This window comes from Ruegeria sp. AM2 (assembly GCF_056540685.1).
Window position 1 is genome coordinate 100,838 of the sequence record NZ_JBQFXE010000010.1, and the last position, 25,676, is coordinate 126,513.

A 25,676-nucleotide genomic window follows, 5' to 3' on the forward strand; every position below is an offset into this window, starting at 1 on the left:
TTTTGAAGGCAAAATTTTGGACGACCAGTCCGACGTCCGGATAGAAATGAAAGGCATTTGTGGTGTGGAAAACTGGGTCCGTTGTGGCGGTCGTGCTTACGGGGTTTATTGCAACCATTGGCTACGGGCACTGGTCGATTGACGACGATTTTGTCGATATCCCCGGCGGGTCTTTCCTTATGGGGTCCGACAGGTACCGCCCCGAAGAAACGCCCGTTCAAAACGTAACACTCTCCGGGTTCCGGATCAGCCGTACGGAAGTAACCAACTCGCAATTCGCCGAGTTTGTGGCCGACACCGGGTATGTTACGACGGCCGAAAAAGGACTGGACGCCGAAAGCCACCCCAATGTGCCCGACGCTTTACGTGTGCCGGGGTCCATGGTGTTTGCCCAGCCTGCACGCCATGTAGACCTGAACAACCCGAATCTCTGGTGGCGTTACGTGCCGGGCGCAAACTGGCGGCAACCTGCGGGGCCGGGCAGTTCTATCGACGGGATGGACGATCATCCGGTCGTGCAGGTGTCGCCGGAAGACGCGGCCGCCTATGCGCATTGGGTCGGCGGGAGACTTCCGACCGAGGCTGAATGGGAATATGCTGCGCGCGGTGGGCTCGATGGCGCCAACTATACCTGGGGCGATGCCTATGACCCTGCCCAGGGCTGGAAAGCCAACACTTGGCAGGGTCGGTTTCCCAACGAACACTTGGCCGATGATGGCCACGCGGGTACGGCCCCTGTCGCAAGCTTTGTGGCCAACGGTTATGGTCTTCACGATATGGCAGGCAATGTCTGGGAACACGTCTCAGATTGGTGGATGCCACGCCACTTTGCGCCCGAAGGGCGTGATCCGAAGGGCCCTAGTGCCGAGGTCGCACAGCACTTTGCCAACACCTCAATCGGTCCGATGCGTGTTGTCAAAGGCGGTTCCTGGCTGTGTGCGCCAAATTTTTGCCAACGGTACAGACCAGCTGGTCGACAGCCCGCAGAGTTAAGCCTTGGAACCAATCATATCGGCTTTAGAGTGGTGCAACCTCTCGGAACATCGACGCAAAAGCGCCGATAGAGCCTGAGGAGCCAATTCGAAACCAGTTTCATCACTGGAAATACAGTTGCCGAAGCGCCCCAAGATCTTAGAAACACCCTGACGATGTACGGCAAAGGCAAAATCGAATGCTAGTGAAAAGCTGTTTTCTGCGGCCAGTCGATTTCACACTTTGAAGACCGATTCCGCGGCGGCGTGCAATTCTCGAATTGCGCCAACTTCAAAGACAAATTGGATCACCCGCGTGGAATCCTGCTGCGATATTGGCGGAACTGATGAGCGCCATGATCTCTTCATCAATTGCCTGACTAGGCCTGTCTGATCAAACCCCTCTCCAATAAGGAGCGTTTTGTTGTCCAACTGAATCTGAAGCAGTACGGTGCCCGCAGATTTGCAGACACTTTGCCCATGAAATTGAGGCGAGGATGCCGACATTGGGACAAGCAAGTATTGCGATGCATTCAAGTGGGATGCGGTGCATCAGATCACGTTGCGTTGCATATCCGGCTCGGGAGGTTTCCCGGCGCTTGGCTTAAGGAACCGGTAAGCCACCGTGCGCAGCAGGCCATTCATCAAACCGAGCTGATCCGGCAAGTCTGGGCGGACGGCGGCAAAGTCTATGGATATCGCAAGCACATGAACAAAGGCATGCGGGCGCCCACTGACTTCGAAAACGGATAGAACAAACTGAATTTGGCAGGTGTTTAGGAAACTTGGGACACCTCACAGTTGTGCTTGAGTACATTGCCTTCTTTCAGGATCAGCGGCATGTGCGCGCCCTGATTGGTCAGCAAGCTTAAATCTTGAAGCGGGTCACCATCAATCGCAATGAGGTCGGCATATGCCCCTGGCACCAGCGCGCCGATCTGTCCTTCCATTCTAAGCACTCTGGCGGCATCAATTGTCGCCGAGCGGATCACGGCGTCCGCGGGCAAGTACCGGCCTCGTAGGGTAAACTCATTTGATTGTTCCGACTGCATGCCGCCCAGCAAGTCCGAGCCATATCCCATCGTCACGCCGGCCTCGTGCATCTTGTTCAGCCGGTTCAATCCAGCCTCGCGCACATCTTCAATCTTCGCGACAGATTCCGGTGGCAGACCGAATTCCGCACCCCTGCGTGCCAACAAATCATATGTTATGTTGGTAGGCACGACGACCACGCCTTCTCGCGCCACGCGCTGAATGGTGTCGTCAGAAATCAGGTTGCCGTGTTCAATGCATTCGATACCGCAATCCAAAGCGCGAACGATTGCTTCATCCGAATACAGATGCCCCGCCACGTAGGTTCCGAAACTTTTGGCGATCTCCACTACGGCTTTCAGCTCTTCAATTGAAAACGTCAGGTATCCGATCGGATCCGAGGGAGACGACACTCCGCCATCAGCCATGATCTTGATGAATTGCGCACCACCCTTCAATTCCTGACGGGTGGCCCGCTGAACCTCGGCTACCCCGTCGCAGACGCGCCCCAAAGCGCCAAGCTGACCCGCATACCAGCCGACACTGCGGTTGTGATACGGCCCCCGATAGTCAGTGTGGCCGCCGGTTTGTGACAATGCCTTCCCGCAGATCACGAGACGGGGTGCCGTAAAATACCCTTGGTCCACGGCCTGCTGCAAACCTCGATCCGCGCCGCCAAGATCGCGAACAGTGGTAAAGCCGCGCATCAACATATCGCGCATAATTCTGGCACTCTTTGCCGCGACCAACGACGACGGCAGTTCAGCGTTTCGACCCAAATCAGCCGTCGTGGCCACTGCATGAACGTGGCAGTCGATCAGACCCGGCATGGTGATCAGGCCCGAAAGGTCCAGGACGTCATCGGCCGCAAACTTCACCTTTTGCCCTACCTCGCGCACCCGGCCTTCCTCAATTGCGATCTGCATCGGATCCGTTGGCCGGTCTTGCGTCCCGTCCACGATACGGGCGTTGTGGATCAGAAGGGATGTCATGTGAGGGCCTCATTCATTAACTGCGGTGGTTGGTCGATCGTCTGGCAAAATCAACGCCGGGATCAGGGTCTGAGCAATCTTTTGCATCGGTTTCAAATCGGCGGGCGAGTATCTGTTCCGTTCGGCGTTCAGCGACAAAACCCCAAGCGTTTGGCCATTCCAGATGACCGGTGCGCAGGCGCAGGCTTCGCAGCCTTTGGCCAGAATACGTTGCGCATCAGGGAAGGCCCACAGAATCTGATCACGACCGACACCCAGCCAGGATTGGCCTTTCCCAAGAACCAATGCGCCCCAGTCGGTCCCGCCCATCGGTTTCAGCGCCCCAGTCGGGTAATCGTCTGGGGAGGAACTGTAGACACGTCGCAGATGCCGCGCATCGCCCATCGTTTTCAGCACGGTCAAAAAGCGAAATCCAAATTGATCGGCGCAGATTTGGGCCACCAAGGCGAAAAGAACATCGGGTTGGCCCGGCTTTGCCTGAGTCGCAAGCAATACGTCAGTGGTTGATTGTTCAGTCATGTAGTCACCTCAGATACCCCGGCAACCAGAGCGTGATGACGGGAAAGGCGATCAGCACGGCCAGCGTCAGGATGTCCATTGCGATGAACCATGTCACACCACGAAAAATCACCGGCAAGGATACGCGGCTGCCAAGCGCGCCTTTGATTACAAAGATATTCAGTCCGACTGGGGGCGTGATCAGCCCGATCTCCAGAAGTTTGATCAGGATGATCCCGAACCAGATCATGTTCATTTCCAGTGACACTGCAATCGGCAGGATCAGAGGGGCTGTCAGCAGTAGCAATCCGATCGAGTCGATGAACATGCCAAGTATGATGTAGAGAAGCGTAACCGCCAGGATCAACGTCAACGGGCCCGCGGCGGACTGGCTAAAGAGGTCTCCCAATATCTGGTTCAGCCCGGCCACTGCGGCATAGCGCGTCAAAAGCGCGCCGCCGATGATGATCACGAAAATAGCGGTGAAGGACAGCGCACTTTGTTTGAGGGCGCTGTAAAAACCGCCTAGCGTGAAAGTTCCGGACAGAACCGCGATGAGTACAGCGCCCAAGGCGCCCAGTGCGCCTGCCTCGGTCGGGGTAGCGATCCCAAGCGAAATCGACCCCATCACGATGGCGATCAGCAAGGGCAGCGGCGCGATATCCCAGATCAACTGGCGCAAGGCGACATGATCTTCGTTGCCGGTGTAGCTGCCACCCGCCAGTGCCGGGTTCAATCGGCAGCGGATCATGATCATTCCGACATAGATGACAACCGACAGGACCCCAGGCACGACGCCCGCCATAAACAGCGCGCCGACCGAGACATCCGAGTAAACTCCATACAGGATCATCAGAATACTGGGCGGGATCAGAGACCCAAGCGTGCCCGAGGCCGCGATCGTTCCGCAGGCCAGACCGGGGTCGTATTTCCGGCTCAGCATTTCCGGAATGGCGATTTTTGACATGGCCGAGGCCGTTGCCACCGAAGATCCGGACGCCGCCGCGAATAACGCACTGGCAAGGACGCTGGAACAGGCCAGCGATCCGGGCAAACGGGACAGCAACTGGCGCGAGGCCCGGAACATCCCCCGAGTCAAACCGGTCTCGGAGGCGACAAAACCCATAAGCAAGAACATTGGCACGGCTGAAAAGCTCCAGTTCGCGGCCAGGTCGTAGGGAAGTCGCGCGATTGATCCGATGGCGGCGCGCAGGCTGACCTCAAAGGCGATACCGGCAAAGGCGACGGTGATCAGCGACAGCCCTATCGGAACCCGTATGGCAATCAGCGTCAGCAGAGCCGCAAAGGTTAAAAGGATCGGCAACAGCTGCTCAAACATCCAGCGCCCTCCGTCGCAGGCTGCGCAGGGACAAGAGCAGCGCGCCAAGCGCCGATGTTGCAAAAGCAAAAGGCAGCACCCAACGCACCGGCCAGATGGGCATCAGGTTGACGCCCATCGAGACCTCTGCCCGGCTTGTCGAGGCCAGTGCCTGTTCGAAGGTGATGTAGGTCAGAAGACAGTAGATACCGATGGACAAAAAACCGGACACAAGGATGGAGAACCGTTTCAGGCCAAGCGGGAAGAAGCGATAGAACAGGTCGGTTTCGATGTGTTCGCCGCGAATTTCCAGCAGCATGATCGGCAGAAAGACAATCGGGATCATGCAGTAGAAAGACACAACTTCCATCGTTCCGGTCAGCGGTGCCTGAAAAACTGCCCGCAGGATGACATCCAGTGAGATGGCGACAAGGATTGCTAGGATCGCGATCGCAGCAACAGCCAATTGGCCGCGCGCAAGGCGCTCTGCCCATGTGTAGAGAGTGTGCATTGGAATAGCCCTCGGCTTGGAACTGTGGCCGGGCTTTGAAGTTGCCCGGCCGTGCTCGATTGGCTTCGGGTGGGTGGTTAGCTGCCGCCGTAGGTCGTCAGGTCCAGAGTGTCGTAGATTTCCGACCGCATCAGCGCGGCAAGCGCGTCTTTGTCCTCGACAGGGACGCCTTGCAGCAAATCTGCCCATTTGGTCACCGTCGCCTGAAACCGGTCCAGAAGCGCCTGAGCCTCGGCCACGTTATAGGTGTCCTGAACGATTGCTACGGCGGCACCTGGCTGGGCTTCGCGGAACGCGTTGATCGAGGCCAGCAGGTCCTCTTGCGGGGGGTGGAATGTGACGCCCAACTCTTTCAGCTTTGCTTCGGCCTGCTGTTCTTCCAGCAAAGTGCCGTCGACGATCAAAGCCGCCATTGCGTCCGCCTCAGCATAAAGAGCGGCACGGCGTTGATCCTCGGTAAGCTCGGCCCAGGTTTGTGGGTTATAGCCATGACCTAAACCCGCCCAGAACAGGGTGATGGGCATGTCTGTGATATGTGGCGCGACCTCATAAAGCTTGCGGACGTAAGCATCTGCCGCGGTGGTTGTCGTGCAGGTCAGCGCGCCCTTGTCCAGGGCTCCATACTGCTCATTCGTGTTGAAGGACACCGTTGCTGCCCCGGCGGAATTGGCCCATTCAGCAGGTGCTCGCCCCGGAAGACGGAGTTTCGCGCCTTTCAATTCGTGCAGATTGCGTATCGGCGTGTTGCAGATCAGTTTGTAATGATTGGTCGCATAAGAGCCGCCAAAAACCACTCCGTGCCGCGCCCATTCCGCAGAAAGTAATGGGTCCTTGATATTGAACTCGGTCGCTGCTGCGATGATGACGCGCGGGTCATCGAAGGTCATCCCCAACTCCTCGACCGCATTCGAAACTGGAAGGTCACTGGGCGTGTATTGCGCAAAATGTCCGGACACATCCGCCAAGCCATCGGCGATTTCGGTCAGATTTCCGGTCGCCGTGACGCGGGGCGAACCTAACTCGACATTCGCGGTCAAAGCGCCGTTCGAGTGATATTCAACCCTGTCGCCCCAATAGGTGTATAGGTACCTGGAATATTGGTGTTGTGGCGGCAACCATGTCGCGGCCGTTATGCTGTCGCGCGCCACAGCGACACCAGGACCAAATGCCAACGCCGCGCAGGCGGCTAGTTGAATGGGTTTCACTTCTCTTCTCCCTGAATTGTGTCATCGTTTGCCAGAAATGGCAGGACCCCATCGTCCGTGAGTGGGCGCAGTTGCGCTGCGTCCAGAAATATTTTTGCAAAGCCTTTTTGCAGATGGTTCCGCGCCAGATCCTCATGCCCGAATGAGGTGGTAAACCCGTGTCCGCGAAGGGTATTCGACGCCATCGCCCAATGGGTTTCACGGTCGTTTTCCGGCACGTCCGGCAGGTCGAATGTCTGCGTCCAGAAAGCCAGCAGGGCTGCACGCCACTTGAGAATTGCGCCCTGAACAGATTCCGAAAGCGAATGCTCGGACCGCATGCCGAGCGACATTTCCATACAGGCTATGAACAGGTCGCTTGCGAAAGCCGCGCCAACTTCTGCGACAAACTCTTCCCGAGTGATCCGGCGTTGCCGCAACCGCAGCGAGATATCGTTCAGGCGTGCCGCAAATTGATCCAGCAGATCTTCGAATGCCGCGGCGACCAGATCATCCTTGCTGGGAAAATGGTGAAACAATGCGCCGCGCGAAACACCAGCCTTTTTGAGGATCGGGATGATGGAAAGCCCGGAAAAGCCGTTCGAAATCAGCTGCTCGATCGTCGCCTGTTTCAACAGCGCGACGGTCCGATCCGCGTCCCGAATACGTGAAGGGGCTTTGGTTTCTTTCGCCATTTCGTGCTCCAAATAACATACCGACCGATTGGTATGTAAAATCTATTGGCGGTGCACAATTGTCAATTCAAATCACTCTTCGCCGAAAAGTCTGAACAAATTCAGCCGGTAACACCTGCATGGGGATTCATTGAAGCCGTCCGATCCTGAGAATTGAATTCCGAATCATTTCAAATTACGTGCTTTGTTCGTCCCAAATTGCGAGTGGGTACCTCCTTGCCAAAGCTGGCTCATCCGCGTGTTCATCGCTTTGCCTCGCACTCCTTGGACAGAACAAATTTTTGCACCGTTCAACAAAGAGCGCCGGCTTCGCTAACGATCCAACTTCCATTTTTTGCGTGCGGCCATGTCTTTTGAGCTGTGCCGCTTGAGCACGACACGCGTGCCGCCAACGTTTAATTTTGGATGCCTGATGAGGAACTTTGGACACAAAGGTGACGACGACATCTTGATCTAGGCATTTGGATGCTCGGCGAATCGGCTCAAAAGCCATGTCTGGGTGCGGACATCAAAAGGGTGCGAATTCGGTAAAGGATCGAATAGTTCGTTGGGCATGTTAGCCTGTCAACTTTGCCATATTCTGCTGGCGTCAGTGGCCTTCTATCCATGCTTCTATAGAATTGAACCAACCGCGCCGAAGATCTCGGTCTTTGATCGCGACATAAAACGCACCGAGGTCCCCCCACATCCATCCCATGGCGCGATCTGATGCGAGCTGGAATAGCAGAATATCGTCGGGATCAAGCGTCATGTCCTGAAACAAATCTGGCTGCCCGCCCATGCGATGCAGCACGCCGTCCTCAACAAACCGCAGAAACTCTTCGAGTTTCTCTATCTGATCATGGACGAGTGCCGCGCTCGCATCCGAACCATGTGCGTACAAATCCAAGATATCCTCGCGGATAGCCATGTGTATGCATCGATCAATGGAAACTCTGGCCTCGACCCTCTTGAGAATGCGGTTGTCGCCAGCAATGAGCGGCCCACGCCAAGACGCAAAGCCGTCGCCAGTAATGGCCTTCCTGATATCGAACCAGTCGCTATCAGAAATGGGAGAGTCCAGCTTTTTTGACAGGAGTCTTTCATAAATCGCTTCCAGTTGCCGTCTTTTTTGTGCGCCCCAGGCCAAGTGCCCCCTTCCCAATTCCTGAATTTCAGTGGTCAAGCCCGCTTCACCTTCGGGGCCGGGATAACGTGCAATCAACTCGTCAAAGTATTGGCGATCCTCTTCCACTGACGCGATTTTGGCTTCCAGATACTCGAGTTTACTGCCCAATGTGCCACCGTTTGGCTGCAGTTCATGCAGTCCAACCTCGGCGGCTTCGGAGCGGCAATCATTCAACTCTTTCACGGTTTCGGCGATTTTGGCATTAAGCAATGAATGCGCTTCAGAGAGCCATCCACTTGATAGCTCAGCCCGAACCTGAAGCTCAATTTCTTCGAGGGCTGAAGCGCGTAGATGAAAAATCATGCCTTCCAATTCGGGTCGCTGAGCAATCCGCTGAGCCACGACCTCGTCAAATGCGTCCCGATCCACAACAGGACGCTCAAGCAAGCCCCTTTGATTTCCAATGTAGTTTCGTTTGAACTCTTCAGGCGCCAGGTCCCTCAGGGCACCTTCGACAACATAAAGTGCTCCCCTCCAGGTCAACGGACCATCCAAAGCGCAAAGGTTCCCGTTGATGCTATCCATCGAGACAGGTCCAGCATACAGGTCATCCACTGGCATGAGCGGCGGACCACATTCCTCCTGCTCACTGCCAGAAACCTCATACTCGTGTACAAGAATATCTACCGGCCACTTGCGCCAGAATTTAGGAACACCTTGCCGAATATTGGGCGAACTATGGTCGATAGAGTCAGACATTGCATGACGTACTGTTGGTGCGTCCTTTGGGGGCTGGCGCTCTGATCCCAATCGCTTGACGTGTAAAACTTGGGCGGTTGGATTTTCTGCAAAGTCATCGACTTTCAAGGTCTCTGCGAAAAGCAGTGGTCAACCTTTGCGTGGTCCCAGACCATTCCAGAGCGCCTTCGGCAAATCAGCGCAGCAAATCTGCGCGAGGAAATGTAGTGGTGCGCCTTCCCCATCGCGCGGCCACTTGGTGAGCCTTGGCATCAATGGAAGTCCACCCAACCAAGAACGCGGAGCTTCATCAAAACGAATGGGAACTTGGCGCTTTAGTATGACAGAAGTTTGTTTCAAAGGTACTGCCCAGTGTTTAGTGGCTGTGTTTCCTCAAAGCTTGATAAACTACTGGACGTGATACGAAAAACACTTCTGACAGATCACTGAAAGAAACTCCGGTATCGTGGGTTCGGCGAATCCGTCTGAAGTTTTCGCGGACAATATCAACGTTGTGGCCATCCGGCGTAAACCGGCCCAGGCGCGCAGGGTATCGGGACATATTTGATGTCGCACATTTGATCATCTCCTAGCCGTCGCGGCAGTAGATATCCGCATTTTTGTGGGGCGGATGGACGTTAGCGTCATTGAACCAGATTTTCATCGGCAACCGGCGCATTGGCGACCTTCAGGAACAAATCGGGAAATAGCCAAGGTTGCGCACAATGCGGCCCTGAATTCTTATGCGCTGCGGCCATGGGTCACATGCTGGGGCGACTGGTCGACGGGCCTCGTTGGGTTGCCGCTGGCAACACTGCCCTTCGCAGCCTGTATGATGACGTGGCCGAGCACGTCCGCAGCTAGGCGATACGCCATGGGTCGCAAGTTAACACCGAAACTTAAACTGCGTTGCTCGAAGTACAGCCTCAGCCAACCTGGTACCACGGCCTACGGGGCAGGGGCATTCGGGTCGCAATACTGGCCTGAAGCTGTGCAGCCGTAGTCTTCAATGAATCGATTACAATCTCGCGGCGATTGTCGATTAGGGCTGTTGCGAAATGAGGGATCGTAAGCGCAGCAATAACCGACCGACCCGGACCATGGCATATGGGGGTGGAAATTTCGCTGATTGCGTTGCTCTCGGGGCTTTTGTGAGAAACGAAATTCTGATCCGCGCAGAGAGCTGCGCAATCAGAAAAGTCTTGCAGGGCCTCTTCGCTTTCCCGCGTCACGATATTACGAAGATATTGCAGTCTTTCTTCGTTCGATTCGACCCCTGAAAGAAAACACGCCCCTGCGGAAGTTTGGAACACAGGCATTGTATATCCGACCTGAACGGTCACGCCATAGTTCTGCGACGAGGATACGCTGTTGATCACAATCAACTCGTCTTTTCCGTTAGGTACCCAGAAGTGGTTTGACAACTCGGTCTCTTCAGCGAGGCGCTCCATATAGGGTTCGGCCAGTTCGGCCAGTTTGCTGTTGTCGGTTCGTTCCCCGCCCAACAGCGCAAGTTTGCTGGTCAGTTTGAACAGATCACCGTCCAGCCGTTCGATGTAGCCGCGCTCTTCCAGCACGATCATCATTCGGAAGATTTCGTTTTTTGAACGCCCGATGGCCTGCGCCAATTGCGACAGGGTAGGTGCAACATCTGACAAAGACAGAAACTCCAGAATATCCAGCCCTTTTTCCAAGGCGGGTGCCGAGTATTTCTGTAGCTTTGTCTTCTGTTCGGACATTCAGTTACCCATTTCCGTCAGCTTTCTCAAAGTAGACAGCAGGGGCGCAAGCCCCTGCGTGTCCGGTCGGCCATCCCGACAGGGAGGAGAAAGGGTGCCGACCTTGAACAGTCTTTACAGACCGTTCTTTTTCAGGACCTCACCTGCGTTTTCCGACGTGATGGCCTCGGTGCCCATGACAACGGATTTCGGTACTTCCTCACCTTTCAGGTGCTTCAGTGCCTGACGCAGACCTTCTGCACCGGGGGTCGGGTACAGGAAGGTGGCCGACAGTTCGCCGTTTGCAACCCAGGTCACGCCTTCGCCGGGCAGAGCGTCAACACCGATGAAGATGATGTCATCCGCACGGCCAGCGTCTTTGGCGGCCAGATAGGCACCATAAGCCATCGGGTCGTTGTGACCGTAGACCATGGTGATGTCTTCATAGTTGCGCAGGGCGGTCGACATGATGTCATAGGCCTGATCCTGCTTCCAGTCGCCCGACTGCTGATCCAGCAGGAAGGTCACGCCTTCTTCGCCTTCAAAGGCTTCGTGGAAACCGTTGGCGCGGTCGTGCGCGGCTTGCGTACCCAGGCCACCCCAGATTTCGACGATTGTGCCTTTGGCATTGCCTGCACCGCCCAGTTGCTCGACCGCGAACTTGCCGGCTTCACGACCGATCAGTTCGTTGTCGCCGCCAACCCACTGAACGAATTTGTCGGTGTCGACGTTACGGTCCAGAACAAATACGGGGATGCCCGCATCGGTTGCCTGCTCGACCACGCCGGTCAGGCCAGCGGATTCTTTCGGCGAAATCAGGATCGCGTCGACTTCCTGACGGATGAAGTTTTCAACGTCCGCAACCTGCTTTTCGGTGCGGTCGTTGGCGTCAGCGATGATCAACTCGACATTGTCGTGCAGGTCCGCTTCGGCGCGCAGGTCCTTGTTGAACTGGACACGCCAGGGTTCAACGGTCGTCACCTGCGAGAAACCGATCACATAGTTGTCAGCGGCCAGCACCATTGATGCCGAAAACGAGGTTGCGAGCGCGGTGGCGGCCATCAGGCCCTTGCCAAATGTTCTTCTTTTCATAGTCTACTCCTTAGTCATGATGCGGGTTTCTCCAATGTTCCCGCGTTCTGATTGCTCTGACCTTGGTCCTCCAAGACTTTGAGGTCAGAGCCTCCTCCCTCTGCCGAGGCGCTCTTTCGCCATGACAAAGATCTCTTCAAATCGCCCTTCCTGAAGCAGAACGGCGACCACGATGATGATGCCCTTAAGCACCAGCTGCGTGTTGCTGTCGATGTTGTTCAATTGCAGGATGTTGCTGAGGAAGCCAAAGATCAGCACCCCGACAAATGTCCCCATGATGGCCCCACGTCCACCCATCAGGCTGGTGCCGCCGATCACCACGGCCGCGATCGCGTCCAGTTCCAGCCCAAGGCCCGCATCCGGTTTCCCCTGACGGAACTGCGCCACATACAGCACCCCGGCCAGCGCCGACAGCCCTCCGGCCAGCGCATAGGTGATGATCTTGTTGCGGCCCACATTGATGCCTGCCAGACGCGCGGCCTCTTCATTACCGCCGATGGCCATCAGGTAGCTGCCGAAGGTGGTGAAGCGCGTCACAAGGAAGAACACCAGCAGAACGGCCAGAAAGAACAGGCCAGGTACGGGCAGCACACCCCACAGCAACTCGCGCAGCACCTCGAAATTTTCGGTCGCATTCGAGCCGGTGTAGACGGGATAAACAGCGGTGTCCTGTCCGGCAATCACGCGGGCCAAACCCAGCGCACCCACCATCATCGCCAGCGTCACGATGAACGGCTGCAGACGGCCATAAACGATTAACGCGCCGTTGACCGTCCCCATCACGGCTCCGATGCAAGGCACCACGATCAGCACAGCCAGAACACCGAATTTAGGCATCACCTGACCGGCCAGCCAAACCATCACGCCGATGGCAATGGCCGCGGCAACCAGACGGCTCAGCATTCGCGACGGCGCACTAGAGGTTGCGGCCGTCTCAGCTTCGCGATTGAGGTTGCTTTGAACGAAATAGATCAGCGCGCTAATGCAAACGAACAAGACGATTCCCGTCGAGGAAACACCGAAATAGCTTGCAGCCGTCCACCCTTCTTGTGTCAGCAGCATCGCGCAAATCACAGTACCTAGCGCCATCACCGAACCCACCGACAAGTCGATACCGGCGATAAAGATGACCATCGTCATTCCCACAGCCACAATCCCAGTGACCGAAACCTGACGCAGAATGTCTGTGAGGTTCCCAAGCGACAAAAAGATGTTGTTGCCCTTGGAGGTTAACGGCGAAGTCAGCGCGCCGAAAATGATGAGGGCAAACAGACCCCAATAGAGCTTTGTCTTGTTCAGCGCTTGCATCAACATGGCCGATCCTCGGCGCTCTTGTTTGATTGTGGTGCTATTGGGTTCCATAACAGTCATGTCTTTTCTCTGATTGGGCCGGGGCAGTCAGCGGAACTGCATCGCCAGGGCCTTGATTGAATCTACGGTCATGTCTTCTCGCGAAAGCTCGCCGGCCAGTTGGCCTTCGCACAGAACGATGATGCGGTCACAAACAGCCATGAACTCGGACAGTTCCGAACTGGCAAACAGGACCGAGATGCCCTGATCTGCCAACCGCCCGACCAGATCGTAGATCTCGTCCTTGGCACCGATGTCGATGCCACGGGTAGGTTCATCCAGCAGTAGGACACGAGGCTGCGTCGCCAGCCACTTGCCCAGAACTACCTTTTGCTGGTTGCCACCGCTTAGCTTGCCGACCGGGTGATCGGGACCCGTCGCGGCGACCTTGAGTGTTTCAATAGCCTTCAATGCCTGTTTGCGCTGTTCCGTTTCAGAAAACCGACCAAATCGGGATTGCAGCGGCATCAGGGGCAGGGCAACGTTGGCCGAGATCGAGCGATCCAGAAGCAGGCCATTGCCCTTGCGGTCTTCGGTGATCAGTGCCAACCCGTTGCGTACACCGTCCTGCGGCTTGACCGGACGAAATTTTTGGCCTTCGATTGTGATCTCGCCGTGATAACTTCCGCCACGAGCCCCAAACAGCGTTTCCAGCAACTCTGTGCGCCCTGCGCCCAGCAAGCCGCCCACGCCCAGCACTTCGCCGCGCTTTAGGTCAAAGGAAACACCGTCAAGAACCTGACGATGACCTTCCCAGGCCGACAGGTTGTCGACCTTCATGACCACATCTTCAGTGGCAGGTCTCTGGCGATCGACCGGGTTGATCTCGACCGTGCGGCCGACCATCATCCGGATCAGTTCGGCCGGTGTCGTCTCGGACGCCAGTCGCGTCCCGATCAGGTCACCGTCGCGCAGTACCGTGACACGGTCCGAGATTTCAAACACTTCGTCCATGCGGTGCGAGATATAAACAACGGCCACGCCCTGCAGCGCCAGATCACGGACCACTTCCATCAAGACGTCCGCCTCGGCCTGAGACAGGGCCGATGTGGGCTCATCCATAATCAACAGGCGCGCGTTCATCAGTAGGGCGCGGGCAATTTCAACCAGCTGCTGCTCTCCGACGCGCAGGTCCTTGACGGGAGTGTCGATATCCAGCGTAAAACCAAACCGGGCCAGCGCTGTGCGCGCCCTTTCGCGCAAAGTCTTGCGGTCGATAAAAGTGCCGAACTTTTTTGGTTCATGCCCAAGCAGAACATTCTCGGCCACGGTCATCTCGGGGATCAGGCTCAACTCCTGATGCATGATGACGATGCCATGTTTTTCCGCATCGCGAGGAGCATCGAACTCAACGGTTTCGCCATCGATCTGAAAAGTGCCAAACGTTGGTTTTTGGACACCGCTGATGATTTTGACCAACGTGCTTTTGCCAGCACCGTTCTCGCCCATCAACGTGTGAATTTCACCGCCGTCAAAAGTCAAATCTACATCGCGCAGAACGGAAACACCCGAGAACGACATGCCAATGCCGTTCAATGACAATGTGATCTGACTTTCTGTGCCTTGCGTTGCACGCAGAGCGGATTGCTTGCTCGTCATTACAGCGCCTCCCTTCGCCGTAGATGCGATTCCGTAAAATCGTTTTATATACGAAACCACGTGCACAGGCGAACCGTCAAGCTTTTTTTAAGCATTCGACACGGTAGACTCTTTTTGTGCTTGATCTGAGCCCGAACAGAAGAATCCACGTGATGGAAAATACTAAAATTTTCTCCGTAATTCTTTGTTATTAAAGAAATCTACTGTGGAGCTGTCGATCATGATTGGCCTGACCTGCAAAGACCGCACATCTGAGGAACCTTGGTCACAAGATCCGTTTCAAAATAAATTGCAGGATGCAGTTCGAACGCCAATGGCGGTTTCGAGTGCCGCCAGAACTTCGACAACCTGCATGAAGCTGAGGCCAATTGAACCCTAAGACAGCGCTGTACTTCTTGGCGCTTTTGCCTCAGTTCATCGCACCGGAAAAAGGCAACGTCGTACTTCAACTCAACGTTTTGAGTGTCGTATTTGCTCTGATCGAGTTTGTCAGCACCATTGTCTATTCGGACGCAGCTGGCGGATTTGGCACTCTTGCGCCGCAGCCCAACTGTACTCAAGTGGCAGGATAAATCTGTCGGCAGCATCTATTGCGCACTCGGCGTTCGGCTGGGGATGCAAGCGCGTTGATCATGAAGTCCACGGTCAAAATTGAATGACATTTGGGCCGATCATGAATGACGCGCCGCGATGATAGAAACTCCCTGCCCAATCGAGGCAAAGATAGGCCGCAGACGTCTTCAATTGGGCTGGCGCCACGCTCTTTGCGAGCATCACGCCATCGTAAGCCACTACGATTGGAGAATACCATGCTGATCAGGACGCATCATCTGCGCGCCAGTTGACCAGAAAAGATCATGCCGTCGCCTGCGAAATACAGTTGCCAGGCCGCAATTCAATATCCAACGCGGTAGTGTTTTGGAGTCTTCCCGGTCCATCTGCGAAAGGCTCTTATGAAACTGGCGGAATCCGCGAAACCCAGAACAAAGGCGATTTCCTCAGTGCTGAGTTCTGCATCACGCAAGTAGCTGAGCGCAAGTTCCGACCGGGTGGAATCCACGATATCACTGAATGTCGTGTTTTCGCGTTTCAGATACCGACGCAACGTTCGGCTGGTCAGGCCAATCTCACGCGCGATCAAATCCATGTTCGAGCCGAAACAGGCGTTTTGAACCAACGCCTTGCGAACCTCACGTGTAACGCGGCCCTTGTCGCGGTTCATCAGTTCGGACAGTTCCTTTTCGCAGATCTGAACGATCTGTTGAAATGTCATCTGATTTCCCAGTTCCAACCGCCGATCAATCCATTTTGACGGCACATAAAATCGGTTCTGTCCGGCAAGATATTGCACAGCGCTCGCGGCGTCGGCAGGTATCGTATAAAACCCATCAGACGAATGACGCAGTTCAATCAGGCTGCTCAGAAACTCTTGCCCCAACACATCCTGATGCAGCGACGCAAAGATGCCGACTTGAAGGTTGGCCAGAAAGGCATAAAAGTCAGGGGGTTGTTCGACCAAGGAAATGGGCTCGAATTCCCAAGCGGGGCGGTCATCATCGAACACGAATTTCATATCGGCTGTTGGCGCCGCCAGATAGTGAAACTTCTGCGCGAAATCTACCGTATCCCTGTACCGCGTGCTGCACAGCACTGCGTAGCCATACAGCCCATAGTCCGAGATATGAAGGTTTCTGCCAATCTCATATGGTATATCCGGGTGCCAGCGTTGTTCTGAGATATTCCTCAGAACGCCGACAATCTGACCGAGAGACACGCGGTAGTCCTTGTCGCCAAGCCTGGATCGGTCAACATCTGTTCCCGCGAACACGACGGCAGAGTCCAGTTCCCGGCGATGCAATACGCGAACGGCCGCATCCAGTTTTGCGGCGGTGTAGTGTCTTTCTTTCAAGTCTCCTCCGACATGGATTCACAAGGTTCGTGACCAGACGGGTAACAATATGGCCTATGCCCCTAAGATCGCACAAGGTTTTTGGTTGGTTTGTTTCGCTCTCTATTGCCGGGCGCGCGGGCGATTGAATAACGGTTGCAAAAGCCCCGAAAGATTCATTCAAAGCCACTCACATGCCTCTGACACAAGGTTGGGCCGCAGAGAGTGGGATTACCTGAGCCGCGTGATGTCTGTTTCTCGATCCTTGTCGATGAAAGCCTCGAACTCGCTGGCGAAAACCTCTTGCAGCACTGGTATCCCTGGTCTTGCGATATGATCGGCGGCCGATTTTTGCACCACAAAGAAAGTATCGAGGTTGTCTGACACGGATTCGTGTTCTGTCTTGCGAAACAGGCGTGCGCCGTGATCCCCGTGGATCATGACTGTGACAAAAGGTTTGGAGGCGATCACATCCAAAATCTGCATGATCCTGTCATGTGTGCAGGCGCTTTGCTCCCAATAGGCCGTTTCGACAGCATCTTTGGATTGCAGGCGGCCTTGATAAATCGGATAGGCCCAATCCTCAGGGGCTTTGAGTTGGCAGTCGGGACCGTAAGCGAAAGGAAAATGGGGTATCAACAGATGCGCAAAATAGGCGTCACCAGGCTCTAGATTCGCTGCATCATGGCGCAATTGATCCATCACGGCCAAGGAATTCAGGGGCAGAGATGGAAAAAGGAAGTTTTTCTGGTGTGGAGAGATCGCATGAGCAATTGCGCGATAGGGAACAATAAGGCGTCGACCCGATTGGTCCATATAGTCGCGCGACAGCGATAACATAGCTGTTTTGACGCGGTCCAGATAGGACAGGCCCGACGTCTCGAACACGCCCATATCAATGTGGGTGGTTTTGCTGCACGAGATGCTTTGCATCTGCAGACAGAAATCCATGTAATTGCTCTGATAGACGCGCAAGCGATATCCTGCCCCCTGCAATCGCTCGAAAAGAGAGTTGGTTATGACGGATTTGTCATAGCCATATTCGCGTCTGTGATGGAGATAGTTGTTTGTATCGCCATTCAGCGACACCAGTGTGCTCAGCGATTTGTATGTTTCCTGGTCAATGGAACGCACGGTGGGGTATACGTTAAAGCCGCGATCCTGATAGTCGCGCGCCATCGATGCCGCAACTTCGGTGGCATATGTCAGGTCGGTCTCCGGTGCCAGAGTTGCTTGTTCATCCAGAATAATGTGCAACAGAGCGCTCGCTGGGCGATTTTGGATAACTGCGGTTTCAGCAGCGCCATTGGAGTTCACGACCTGTTTGCTTTTGGGTACGGCGACATTGGACAGGCTGAAGACAACCGCGAATGCGGCTGCTGCCGGCAGAACCGAAGCCTCGGCCTTTCGCATGACGACGATTACCAGAAAGATGATCGCGACAATTGTAAACGTCGGAAAACGCCACGCTCCAATAAAGTAGACGCTTGCAAAGGCGAAAACAGCAAACGCCGATAGCACAAAAAGCAAATTAAAGCGCACAAACAGGACAGCTAGCAGCGCCCCGCCACACCAGAACAAAAAGGACGTGGCCCAGACTTCGAAAGAGAAGAAAGAGTAGCCCAGGTCTAAAAGATGCGCGAATGGCAAAGCGGCGAATAACAGGCTGATGCAGGCGATGCGCAAGACGTCACCTATCCTTGTAGCTCAGCAGAAGGCGTCCATTGGATTCAAACTTGTGGTCCTGCAAAATCAATTTCCGACGCCCGACAAGTTCGCGAAAATGGTCTTCGGTGTAGTCGGGAAAGACATCTCTGCGCAGTTGCAACAACTGTTGCACCATCGGATCTTGCTTGGGAACAAATTCAATGACACCGGTCGGCGCAATATCAAGGAACCAATCGACGACTTCGGTAAGAGGGAGGTTGCCGCCGATGACGAGATGGTGAATGACCGCCAGAGCAAGCACACCATCGGCATTCGCGCGCGACATCAAGCCTTTGCGCTCAGCCTGGCGCCAGCCGATATCAGGGGACGCGTCCGAAAGGTTCATCTTCAACGGCAGCAGAGCTGCACCTGATTTCGTGCGGGTGTTGTAAAGAAACTCAAGTGAGTCGGTATCGCTATCAAGAACGACAGCCCGCTTTGCGCCGCCTTCGATTGCAGCACTGGAGAAATCGCCGGTGTTGCCACCGATGTCCCAAATCAGGTCGGGCTTTTCGCTTTCCGACCAGGCCCTGACAAAATCCAGCTTGGTATCACGCATTGTGTCCGAATAGCTGTTTTTGACGGCGTAGGTATTCCAGTAAGAGGCTCCGCGATTCTGGCTCTCGAGGTTTTTCAGAAAACCTTGAATTTGCATAAGGATTGCAAGGTAGTTGCTCTTGCTGACCTCTGCGGTTTTTTTCGTGGGTTTTTCGAAATTTGCGGACGAGGCCGCCGTGACGGATTTTCCATGCAAATAGACATGGGAAAAACCTGTGAGGCTGGTGAACAGCTTCCGCTTTGGCAGAATTGCCAGTGCATCTTCGAATGAGATTCCATCAATCGATCCGCGATACATTGGCTGAAAGGACATACCGCCCCACGCCTCGATCAGAAGCGGCAAAAGAAACTGACGGCAAAATTGGTTATAGCCACTCCACGGCTGCCCGTCCTCGTAGGGTTGCAGTGACAGTACATCAATATGGATCGGTTTTCCGTCCACAAACTGCATGTTATAGGCGGTCGCGTCCGACAGCACATACCCTTCTTTCAAAGCTTCAATCTGCAGCTCAAGATGGGAAAGTGCAGCGTCTTTCAGTTGCGTGAAGGTCCATTCGTAGGGGTAGCTCAGCATCGGAACTTCGGGATGCTCGTAAAGCGCCGCCGCGACTTCTCCGCGAGCGCCAGTAAAACTTGCCCGCGTAAGATCGTCAGCGTTCATCCGCTGGCATTCGATCATTAGCCCCTTGTCTGCCAGCCGCCTGAGAATACCGCTGTCATAGATCGCGGCAAACTCGTCGTGCATCGCGGGCATGATCGCGCGAACGATCCGACCGTCGTGTTTAAAAACATACCCGTTCGGATCGCGAAACGAACCGGCATCCCGAACCGGCGACGCGGTATTGTCACGCATTTTCGTGATCGTCGCGTGGTTTGGCCTTGAAAAGACCCACGATCTTTTCGCGTACCGAACGCATCGCAACCGCAGCCGCTGCCAGTCCGCCAACGATTGTCTGGATAATAATGCTTCCGGTGATCGGATCGATATAGGCCAAAGCCGGGATTGCTGAGGCCAAAAAGATGATTGTGCTTGTTGCACCAAGAGTAACTGCGTTTGTCATTCTGCTCTCGTTTTCGGCGCTGAATTGTCAAGGAAGACGTCAGCACACCAATCTATTTACCAACCACTTATCTGTGACCAATTAGTATGGCTAAATTGTGTTTTTTGCGGCACCAAACCGTGTTGGCGCAAGGGTGTTCTGCCTGATTCAATAGGAATAAATGCCCGAAAAGAGAGAGGACCGCTCGGGTCGTTCCGACGAGAGTTCCGGGTTGGTGTCGAGGGGCAGCAAAAGATACTGAGACAGAAAGCCGTATTTGGCCTTGAGGGCCGAATTGATGGCATCACCGCTGTTGTCCGTGCGATAGGTTGAAATGACCAGATCGGGTTCCGCTTCGACAAGGGCCTTGTAGACAGTTGAAGCCCGCCCTTCTTTTCTGATCTTAAGGACCGCTTGGGCGTCAAGCCAAAGACGCGGCTCCATGCGACGGCTCGGGATCATGCCGATGCCGTCGAAATAGGTCTCGTCTTGTTCCAGCTGCGCTTCGGCTTGCTGGATAAGCGCTATCTGCGCGCGATTGTCGTGGCTCAGGTATTGCACATTTCGCGCGGTGCTGAGCACGGCGATAATAATGAGCAGTCCTGGTACTAGCGTGGCGCGATTCTGATGCTGCCGCGCAAGGTATTCCACCGCGCCAGCGCCGTAGATGGCCAGGAAGGGCAACGCCATGGTGAACACGTAGGGCCATGTCTGATTGTGAAAGAACACAAAAGTGGTGATGAGGGTCGTGAAGACAAGGAATATGCGCGACGCGCTGCTGCAATCGAAAAACCGCCTCGCGGCCAGCAGCAACCCAAAGGCAACCAACCCATATTGCAAAGCGTTCCGAAACAGCGTTTGCCGGACATATGAGGCAAGCCCCTCATAGTAGCTGCCGCCGTTGAGGGCGAGTTCGGCGGGGCCAAAAAACAACACTTCGAGAACCTGCGGCATGGCTTGGCCGCCAAGCACCAGGCCATAAGTGGCTATGGCGAGGGCCCAACCCAGGCACAGAAGCGCTCCGCGCTTGAGGGCGCGCGTGACGGACCTCATGCACAAAGCATCAACCGCCAGAGCGCTGCCAAGTGCGAAGTTGAAATAGACGGATTTTTGCGTTGTCACAAACGCAAGCCCGCTTAGCAGACCGGCAATGAATAGGGTTTTGGCGCGGTCGGTTTCGTATCGGATTACGACCCATAGGGCCAAAGCCGCAAATAAGATTGCCAACGGCTCGGATCTGAGGCGGAACCCGCGTTCGATGAAGTTGCTGAAGCAGAGCAAGAGCGCCACAGACAGAAGAGCAGTGATGCGCTCGTATCCCAAGGCGCGGGCACATTGGTAGATGCACCAAGACAGCGCCAATACGAGGCCTGCGGTCGTCAGCCGACCAACCATCAGCATTGAAGTCGCGTCCCAGCCGATCAGATGTGAGAGTTCATAAAAAACGGCGTATCCAACAGCTTTTTTGGGCCAGATTGTCTCGAACGTTCCATCGAACAGATAGACGGGTTGGGTAAAATGCCAAAACTCGTCCATCACAAAGCGCGTATTGACCGCCAGCACAATCAAAATGGCAATTTTCATCAATACGAACAGCCTGAGCGCGAGCCAGAGCCTTTGCTCCTGGCTAAGATCAGCGGGCTGGATGTGGGCGGCGGACGTCATCCTTTGTTCCCTGCTTCGCAGCCTTGATTGCGCGATTCCGTGAACACGAACAGACAGGTGGATTCGCTGCGTTTGTGTCGAGCCCGATAACCAGATTGTTTGGACAGCGCGGCGCCGATGATCGTAGCCAGGTGGAACTGACCGGCGCGTTCTTTGCCGCATACGTTCTTGAAAATTGCTGTCCAATCCGACCGGCCAGCTATCCTTTTTGACTTGCCTTCCAAAACACTAAGAAGACGCTGGCGCGGTTTCGGTTCATTCCTCTCAAAAGATGATGCAATGTGCCGTCCACTTGCCCCAATCGAAGCCATGTCAAGTTCCTCTTTTGAATGCCAGCTTCAGCCGGGGTGCTAGTCGGTTTGCAATCTGCGAAGTGGTCAGAAAATCCCGCCATTCGAGCGGGCCAAGCAAGAGGAATTTCCGAAGAGCTGATCCGACATCGCCCAGGCTGCGATGATGCAGGCCCGCCAAGCAGATGTTGAGCGCGTTGGAAGCCTCGGCGCGCTTGCGGGCGCGTGTCGCCAATCCATCAGGTAAATGCACGAGATGACGGTCGAGCGGTATCCGCAATTGGCGGCGGAACGATTGAAGATCTCGTGATCCGGTCATGGTCAGCGACTTTTGATGAACCCGAAATGATGCGGCGCGTGTGGGGTCCCAGGCCAGCCCATTTCGCGACAGCCGCAACCAAAGGTCCCAATCCGCTGTGTACCAAAGTTCTTCGTCAAGACCGCCTTCACGCAACGCGGCGTCGCGCCGGAACATGACCGCAGGCAGCGCAAAGGTGTTCTGGACTATGAGCTGCGAAAGCGCCTGTTCAGCTGACAGGACACGCCGGTCATTCCCGAAAGGCGGACACATTTGTCCGATAGGCTTGCCCCGCACGTCGATGATGTCGGCGCCGTGCACCCAGATGTCCACGTCCGGTACCTGGGTGCTCATGCCTTTTAGCAATGTGGCTCGCCCGAGCGACCAGACATCGTCCTGATGCAGCATTGTGACCAGTGGTGCGCGTGCTTCGCGCAAGCCGAAATTGGTGTTCGCAGTCCAAGAGCTAGCATCGGGATTGTCAAAAACCCGGAGCGGCAGTTGAAGTTTCGCTGCCTCTAGAACATCTCGGCTGCCATCGGTGGAGCCCTGATCGACGGCTATGATTTCAAGACCATCGTTCTGGCCTGCCAAAGATGCCAGCGCGGTCTCAAGCGTCGCTCGGCCATTGAAGACCGGCATTATCACGGAAAGCCAGGGGTGAGTCATGGTGTGCGCGACCTTGGGGATTGAAGGCCGGTGAATAGCAGAGGTGCAATCAAGAAAAATCCCGAGGTCGAGATCACCCGCAGGGCCAACGCCGCTTCGATCGCCTGATTGAACGGCAGGCCTTCGGTCACGAGCACGCCCGCCCAAGTGACTTCTACCACTCCAAGGCCGCCCGGGAATACGGGCAGTGACATCAGAAACAGAACCAGGGGATAGGCAATTAGCAGCGGCAGAATGTCCACGTCGGCTATGACGCTGAGCAGCAAGACATTCAGCGCGGCAAGAATGGCATATCCAATCAGGCTCAGAGCGGTGACCGAGGCCAGTAGTCGATCCGGAAGCCGCGCGGCTTTGTCGAAACCCTGACGCAGGCGGGTGGCGGATTCAGACAATAGCGGCGTTCCGCGGCCTGCGATACTGCCTAACAATTTCGAGGCAAGCTGAATGACAAATCTGACAAAAACAACCATGGCGATCAGTATCAGGATCGGTGCAATCGCGGCGAACAGCCAGCCGACCGTGGGTAGCAGAAACAAAAAGCTGGGTACAGCCGCGCTGACCAATACCAGAAGTTGAAAGGTTTGCTCTAAGGCGGACGTGCCCAGAGATCGCAAGATCGGGATATCAAAACGCGCCGCAAACCACGCGCGAATGACCGGGGTGCAAAGCTGGATAGGAAGAACCTGCCCTACGATCACGACGGTTGTTGTCGCTGCCGTTGCAGTCCCGAGTGACACGGTTTCACCCTGTGGCGAGACGGCTTTAAGCAAAACTCTCCAGCGAAGGGCCGACAACACCACGATTGCGGCCTGGGCTATAGCGATAAGACCGTATGCCCAAACCGGGACGCGGGCGCATAGGGCTAAGAAATTGGCGAATGTGGCGCCGCTGCCCCAAAGAAAAGCGATCAACCCCAGGATCACGCAAACCGTGAACAACAAGCCGATCAAGATCCAGTTTCGCTTTGTTTCCGCGCCTGGAATAATGTTTTGCCGCGTCATCATCGTATCTGTCTGCGTTCTTCACTTGCCAACTGCAATATTGCCGCGAGTGCCATCGCCGCGCAAAGCCGGCGCAGGGAAGCACCTATTGTTGGATCTGGTTTTCATAAGCCCCCAACTCGCAGCAGCAAAATCTCGAAACAGTCTGTTTCCAATTCTACGCATCGTTTGTGTCGGGATTTGGGCAGGTGTTGTACTGATTTATGGCCGACAAGCTGGGTTTTCGCGGTTGGGCGTGAACGACGTGCAAGGCCTTTTCCGGCTTTGCCTATCCCGATGATTCCACAATTCAATTGGTCGACACTGCCTCGTTGCCCGAATTGGCGGAAAGCGGTGTTGTCGTATGGAATTCACCATTCTTGTCTTCGGCACCCGTTTTGGGCTTGCGATCCCTGCTTTTGTCGTGAACCTGTGCCTTTATGATGTGTGGACCTTGGCCGGATTTCCCGATTTCGGTCCGAACCAGCACAATGCGGAACCCGGGACGCCGAAAACCGGCGGCGTTCATGCCAGCCAATCTATTTCCAAAAGGGAGATCACGATGCCCCAGTCCGAACAGATCAACCGCCGGATCGTTCTGAACGAACGCCCGAATGGCGCACCGGACGCGGACACTCTGCGCCTGGAAACTGCCGATATTCCGGTGCCTGGTGCTGATGAAATGCTGATTCGCACAGTTTACCTGTCTTTGGACCCCTACATGCGCGGCCGGATGAATGATGCCAAATCCTATGCCGAACCCGTCGCCATCGGTGGTGTGATGACGGCGCAGGTCGTCGGGCAAGTGGTAAGCTCGAATCTGGAAGGCTACGCGCCCGGTGATTACGTGCTGTCGGGCAGCGGCTGGCAGGATTACGCTGTGTCGGACGGTTCCGAGGTCATCAATCTCGGCAAATCTCCGGAAAATCCGTCGTGGTCATTGGGCGTTCTGGGTATGCCCGGTTACACCGCCTACGCAGGTTTGCTGAAGATCGGAGAGCCGAAACCCGGCGAAACCGTTGTTGTCGCGGCAGCGTCCGGCCCGGTTGGGGCCACCGTCGGGCAAATTGCAAGGTTGAAAGGGTGCCGCGTTGTTGGCGTTGCCGGTGGCGCGGACAAATGCGCATATGTCGAGGACACTCTGGGCTTCGATGTATGTGTCGATCATCATGCTGACGACTTTGCCGCGCAATTGGCGGCGGCTTGCCCTGACGGGATCGACATCTACTTTGAAAATGTCGGCGGCAAAGTCCTGTACGGGGTTCTGCCGTTGCTGAACCCGTTTGCGCGGATACCGGTCTGTGGTGTCGTGGCCTGGTATAATCTGGCAAGCCTACCGGATGGCCCGGATATGGGGCCTGCCATCATGGGAACGTTGCTGCGTCAGAAGGTCAAGATGCAGGGGTTCATCATCTTCGACAGCTTCCCGCCGTCTGTGTATCAGGATTTCAGACGAGACGTTACGGGTTGGATCAAGGACGGGGCAATCCAGTACAAAGAGCATATGGTCAACGGTCTGGAAAACGCGCCAGAGGCATTGATCCAGCTTCTGAGCGGCGGAAACTTTGGCAAAATGGTGGTGAATGTCGGCGGTTGAATGCTGTCCCGATACCTGACCATCCCTTCGCATACCAGGAATTGCGGGCAGAGCATTCTGCCCGCCATGACAGAGGTCCAGTACTTTTTGTAGCTGGCGTTTTCAGAGCCAGATTTGCAAATAGTTTCGGCCTGGAGCGGTTTTGTCCAATCATACGCGGTGTCGCTTCCTGACATTT

The 25,676-nt window shown here is 55.3% G+C and carries 24 protein-coding genes; 3 read left to right on the forward strand and 21 right to left on the reverse strand.

The genetic code is table 11. The annotated features are described in order from the left end of the window. The first annotated feature begins 59 nt into the window (after positions 1 to 59). Positions 60 to 1,064: a formylglycine-generating enzyme family protein gene (locus ACR0CR_RS16555; protein WP_480601161.1), complete on the forward strand. Its 1,005-nt coding sequence runs from the start codon at positions 60 to 62 to the stop codon at positions 1,062 to 1,064. Between the two features lie 199 nt (positions 1,065 to 1,263). On the opposite strand, the gene ACR0CR_RS16560 is transcribed toward ACR0CR_RS16555, so the two are convergent. From ACR0CR_RS16560 to ACR0CR_RS16620, 13 genes are all read right to left on the reverse strand, one after another. Continuing rightward, a complete protein-coding gene (locus ACR0CR_RS16560) occupies positions 1,264 to 1,329 on the reverse strand; it encodes a LamB/YcsF family protein (RefSeq protein ID WP_480601269.1) in 66 nt (21 codons plus the stop codon). Positions 1,330 to 1,747: 418 nt separating this feature from the next. After that, positions 1,748 to 2,995 carry a metal-dependent hydrolase family protein gene (locus tag ACR0CR_RS16565; protein ID WP_480601164.1) on the reverse strand — a complete coding sequence of 416 codons (1,248 nt, stop codon included), beginning with the start codon at positions 2,993 to 2,995 and terminating at the stop codon, positions 1,748 to 1,750. A gap of 9 nt (positions 2,996 to 3,004) precedes the next feature. Further along, the gene (locus ACR0CR_RS16570) at positions 3,005 to 3,514 is read right to left on the reverse strand and encodes a GAF domain-containing protein (protein WP_480601167.1); all 510 of its coding nucleotides are present in this window, start codon (positions 3,512 to 3,514) and stop codon (positions 3,005 to 3,007) included. A 4-nt stretch (positions 3,515 to 3,518) separates the two neighbouring features. Further along, positions 3,519 to 4,832: a TRAP transporter large permease gene (locus ACR0CR_RS16575; protein ID WP_480601171.1), complete on the reverse strand. Its 1,314-nt coding sequence runs from the start codon at positions 4,830 to 4,832 to the stop codon at positions 3,519 to 3,521. Further along, positions 4,825 to 5,322 (reverse strand): TRAP transporter small permease, encoded by a 498-nt coding sequence (locus ACR0CR_RS16580; protein WP_480601173.1) that lies wholly within the window; start codon positions 5,320 to 5,322, stop codon positions 4,825 to 4,827. Before ACR0CR_RS16580 ends, ACR0CR_RS16575 begins: the two co-directional genes overlap by 8 nt. Positions 5,323 to 5,399: 77 nt before the next feature. Then, positions 5,400 to 6,527: a TRAP transporter substrate-binding protein DctP gene (gene dctP / locus ACR0CR_RS16585; protein WP_480601175.1), complete on the reverse strand. Its 1,128-nt coding sequence runs from the start codon at positions 6,525 to 6,527 to the stop codon at positions 5,400 to 5,402. Beyond that, positions 6,524 to 7,201, reverse strand: a complete 678-nt coding sequence (locus ACR0CR_RS16590; RefSeq protein WP_480601177.1) for a TetR/AcrR family transcriptional regulator — start codon at positions 7,199 to 7,201, stop codon at positions 6,524 to 6,526. The genes dctP and ACR0CR_RS16590 overlap by 4 nt, the downstream gene beginning before the upstream one ends. A gap of 589 nt (positions 7,202 to 7,790) precedes the next feature. Next, positions 7,791 to 9,176: a DUF1963 domain-containing protein gene (locus ACR0CR_RS16595; RefSeq protein ID WP_480601179.1), complete on the reverse strand. Its 1,386-nt coding sequence runs from the start codon at positions 9,174 to 9,176 to the stop codon at positions 7,791 to 7,793. A 21-nt stretch (positions 9,177 to 9,197) separates the two neighbouring features. Beyond that, positions 9,198 to 9,407, reverse strand: coding sequence for a DUF1963 domain-containing protein (locus tag ACR0CR_RS16600; protein WP_480601181.1), 210 nt, complete (start codon positions 9,405 to 9,407; stop codon positions 9,198 to 9,200). Positions 9,408 to 9,973: 566 nt separating this feature from the next. Further along, on the reverse strand, positions 9,974 to 10,786 hold the full coding sequence (locus ACR0CR_RS16605; RefSeq protein WP_480601183.1) for an IclR family transcriptional regulator: 813 nt from the start codon (positions 10,784 to 10,786) through the stop codon (positions 9,974 to 9,976). Between the two features lie 114 nt (positions 10,787 to 10,900). After that, complete coding sequence (locus ACR0CR_RS16610) at positions 10,901 to 11,857, reverse strand: substrate-binding domain-containing protein (protein WP_480601185.1); 957 nt, start codon at positions 11,855 to 11,857, stop codon at positions 10,901 to 10,903. An 84-nt stretch (positions 11,858 to 11,941) separates the two neighbouring features. Then, entirely contained in the window at positions 11,942 to 13,228 is a 1,287-nt protein-coding gene (locus ACR0CR_RS16615; RefSeq protein ID WP_480601187.1) for an ABC transporter permease, read from the reverse strand. 27 nt (positions 13,229 to 13,255) lie between these two features. Further along, positions 13,256 to 14,806 carry a sugar ABC transporter ATP-binding protein gene (locus ACR0CR_RS16620; protein WP_480601189.1) on the reverse strand — a complete coding sequence of 517 codons (1,551 nt, stop codon included), beginning with the start codon at positions 14,804 to 14,806 and terminating at the stop codon, positions 13,256 to 13,258. A gap of 368 nt (positions 14,807 to 15,174) precedes the next feature. On the opposite strand from ACR0CR_RS16620, the gene ACR0CR_RS16625 reads away from it, so the two are divergent. Then, positions 15,175 to 15,378, forward strand: coding sequence for a hypothetical protein (locus ACR0CR_RS16625; RefSeq protein ID WP_480601191.1), 204 nt, complete (start codon positions 15,175 to 15,177; stop codon positions 15,376 to 15,378). A gap of 323 nt (positions 15,379 to 15,701) precedes the next feature. On the opposite strand, the gene ACR0CR_RS16630 is transcribed toward ACR0CR_RS16625, so the two are convergent. The 8 genes from ACR0CR_RS16630 to ACR0CR_RS16665 all read right to left on the reverse strand — a co-directional run bounded on the left by ACR0CR_RS16630 (position 15,702) and on the right by ACR0CR_RS16665 (position 23,922). Further along, a complete protein-coding gene (locus tag ACR0CR_RS16630; protein ID WP_480601193.1) occupies positions 15,702 to 16,715 on the reverse strand; it encodes an AraC family transcriptional regulator in 1,014 nt (337 codons plus the stop codon). A 210-nt stretch (positions 16,716 to 16,925) separates the two neighbouring features. After that, complete coding sequence (locus tag ACR0CR_RS16635; RefSeq protein ID WP_480601195.1) at positions 16,926 to 18,380, reverse strand: hypothetical protein; 1,455 nt, start codon at positions 18,378 to 18,380, stop codon at positions 16,926 to 16,928. A gap of 4 nt (positions 18,381 to 18,384) precedes the next feature. Beyond that, positions 18,385 to 19,812, reverse strand: coding sequence for a hypothetical protein (locus ACR0CR_RS16640; RefSeq protein WP_480601196.1), 1,428 nt, complete (start codon positions 19,810 to 19,812; stop codon positions 18,385 to 18,387). After that, positions 19,805 to 20,020 (reverse strand): hypothetical protein, encoded by a 216-nt coding sequence (locus ACR0CR_RS16645; RefSeq protein WP_480601199.1) that lies wholly within the window; start codon positions 20,018 to 20,020, stop codon positions 19,805 to 19,807. Before ACR0CR_RS16645 ends, ACR0CR_RS16640 begins: the two co-directional genes overlap by 8 nt. Positions 20,021 to 20,167: 147 nt before the next feature. Continuing rightward, positions 20,168 to 21,664, reverse strand: a complete 1,497-nt coding sequence (locus tag ACR0CR_RS16650; RefSeq protein WP_480601201.1) for a DUF7056 domain-containing protein — start codon at positions 21,662 to 21,664, stop codon at positions 20,168 to 20,170. Beyond that, the gene (locus ACR0CR_RS16655) at positions 21,661 to 21,975 is read right to left on the reverse strand and encodes a hypothetical protein (protein ID WP_480601202.1); all 315 of its coding nucleotides are present in this window, start codon (positions 21,973 to 21,975) and stop codon (positions 21,661 to 21,663) included. The genes ACR0CR_RS16650 and ACR0CR_RS16655 overlap by 4 nt, the downstream gene beginning before the upstream one ends. Position 21,976: 1 nt before the next feature. Next, the gene (locus ACR0CR_RS16660; RefSeq protein ID WP_480601204.1) at positions 21,977 to 22,921 is read right to left on the reverse strand and encodes a glycosyltransferase family 2 protein; all 945 of its coding nucleotides are present in this window, start codon (positions 22,919 to 22,921) and stop codon (positions 21,977 to 21,979) included. Further along, positions 22,918 to 23,922 (reverse strand): lysylphosphatidylglycerol synthase transmembrane domain-containing protein, encoded by a 1,005-nt coding sequence (locus ACR0CR_RS16665; protein WP_480601208.1) that lies wholly within the window; start codon positions 23,920 to 23,922, stop codon positions 22,918 to 22,920. Before ACR0CR_RS16665 ends, ACR0CR_RS16660 begins: the two co-directional genes overlap by 4 nt. Before the next feature lie 541 nt (positions 23,923 to 24,463). Here ACR0CR_RS16665 and ACR0CR_RS16670 point away from each other — a divergent pair. Further along, positions 24,464 to 25,498, forward strand: a complete 1,035-nt coding sequence (locus ACR0CR_RS16670; RefSeq protein ID WP_480601271.1) for an NADP-dependent oxidoreductase — start codon at positions 24,464 to 24,466, stop codon at positions 25,496 to 25,498. Positions 25,499 to 25,676 lie beyond the last annotated feature (178 nt).

Bases quoted from the DNA above. Each gene is read 5' to 3' on its own strand.
- ACR0CR_RS16565 (WP_480601164.1), bottom strand. From the start codon at position 2,995: ATGACATCCCTTCTGATCCACAACGCCCGTATCGTGGACGGGACGCAA.
- ACR0CR_RS16570 (WP_480601167.1), bottom strand. From the start codon at position 3,514: ATGACTGAACAATCAACCACTGACGTATTGCTTGCGACTCAGGCAAAG.
- ACR0CR_RS16575 (WP_480601171.1), bottom strand. From the start codon at position 4,832: ATGTTTGAGCAGCTGTTGCCGATCCTTTTAACCTTTGCGGCTCTGCTG.
- ACR0CR_RS16580 (WP_480601173.1), bottom strand. From the start codon at position 5,322: ATGCACACTCTCTACACATGGGCAGAGCGCCTTGCGCGCGGCCAATTG.
- ACR0CR_RS16590 (WP_480601177.1), bottom strand. From the start codon at position 7,201: ATGGCGAAAGAAACCAAAGCCCCTTCACGTATTCGGGACGCGGATCGG.
- ACR0CR_RS16605 (WP_480601183.1), bottom strand. From the start codon at position 10,786: ATGTCCGAACAGAAGACAAAGCTACAGAAATACTCGGCACCCGCCTTG.
- ACR0CR_RS16610 (WP_480601185.1), bottom strand. From the start codon at position 11,857: ATGAAAAGAAGAACATTTGGCAAGGGCCTGATGGCCGCCACCGCGCTC.
- ACR0CR_RS16615 (WP_480601187.1), bottom strand. From the start codon at position 13,228: ATGACTGTTATGGAACCCAATAGCACCACAATCAAACAAGAGCGCCGA.
- ACR0CR_RS16620 (WP_480601189.1), bottom strand. From the start codon at position 14,806: ATGACGAGCAAGCAATCCGCTCTGCGTGCAACGCAAGGCACAGAAAGT.
- ACR0CR_RS16640 (WP_480601196.1), bottom strand. From the start codon at position 19,812: ATGCGTGACAATACCGCGTCGCCGGTTCGGGATGCCGGTTCGTTTCGC.
- ACR0CR_RS16645 (WP_480601199.1), bottom strand. From the start codon at position 20,020: ATGACAAACGCAGTTACTCTTGGTGCAACAAGCACAATCATCTTTTTG.
- ACR0CR_RS16650 (WP_480601201.1), bottom strand. From the start codon at position 21,664: ATGACGTCCGCCGCCCACATCCAGCCCGCTGATCTTAGCCAGGAGCAA.
- ACR0CR_RS16655 (WP_480601202.1), bottom strand. From the start codon at position 21,975: ATGGCTTCGATTGGGGCAAGTGGACGGCACATTGCATCATCTTTTGAG.
- ACR0CR_RS16660 (WP_480601204.1), bottom strand. From the start codon at position 22,921: ATGACTCACCCCTGGCTTTCCGTGATAATGCCGGTCTTCAATGGCCGA.
- ACR0CR_RS16665 (WP_480601208.1), bottom strand. From the start codon at position 23,922: ATGACGCGGCAAAACATTATTCCAGGCGCGGAAACAAAGCGAAACTGG.
- ACR0CR_RS16670 (WP_480601271.1), top strand. From the start codon at position 24,464: ATGCCCCAGTCCGAACAGATCAACCGCCGGATCGTTCTGAACGAACGC.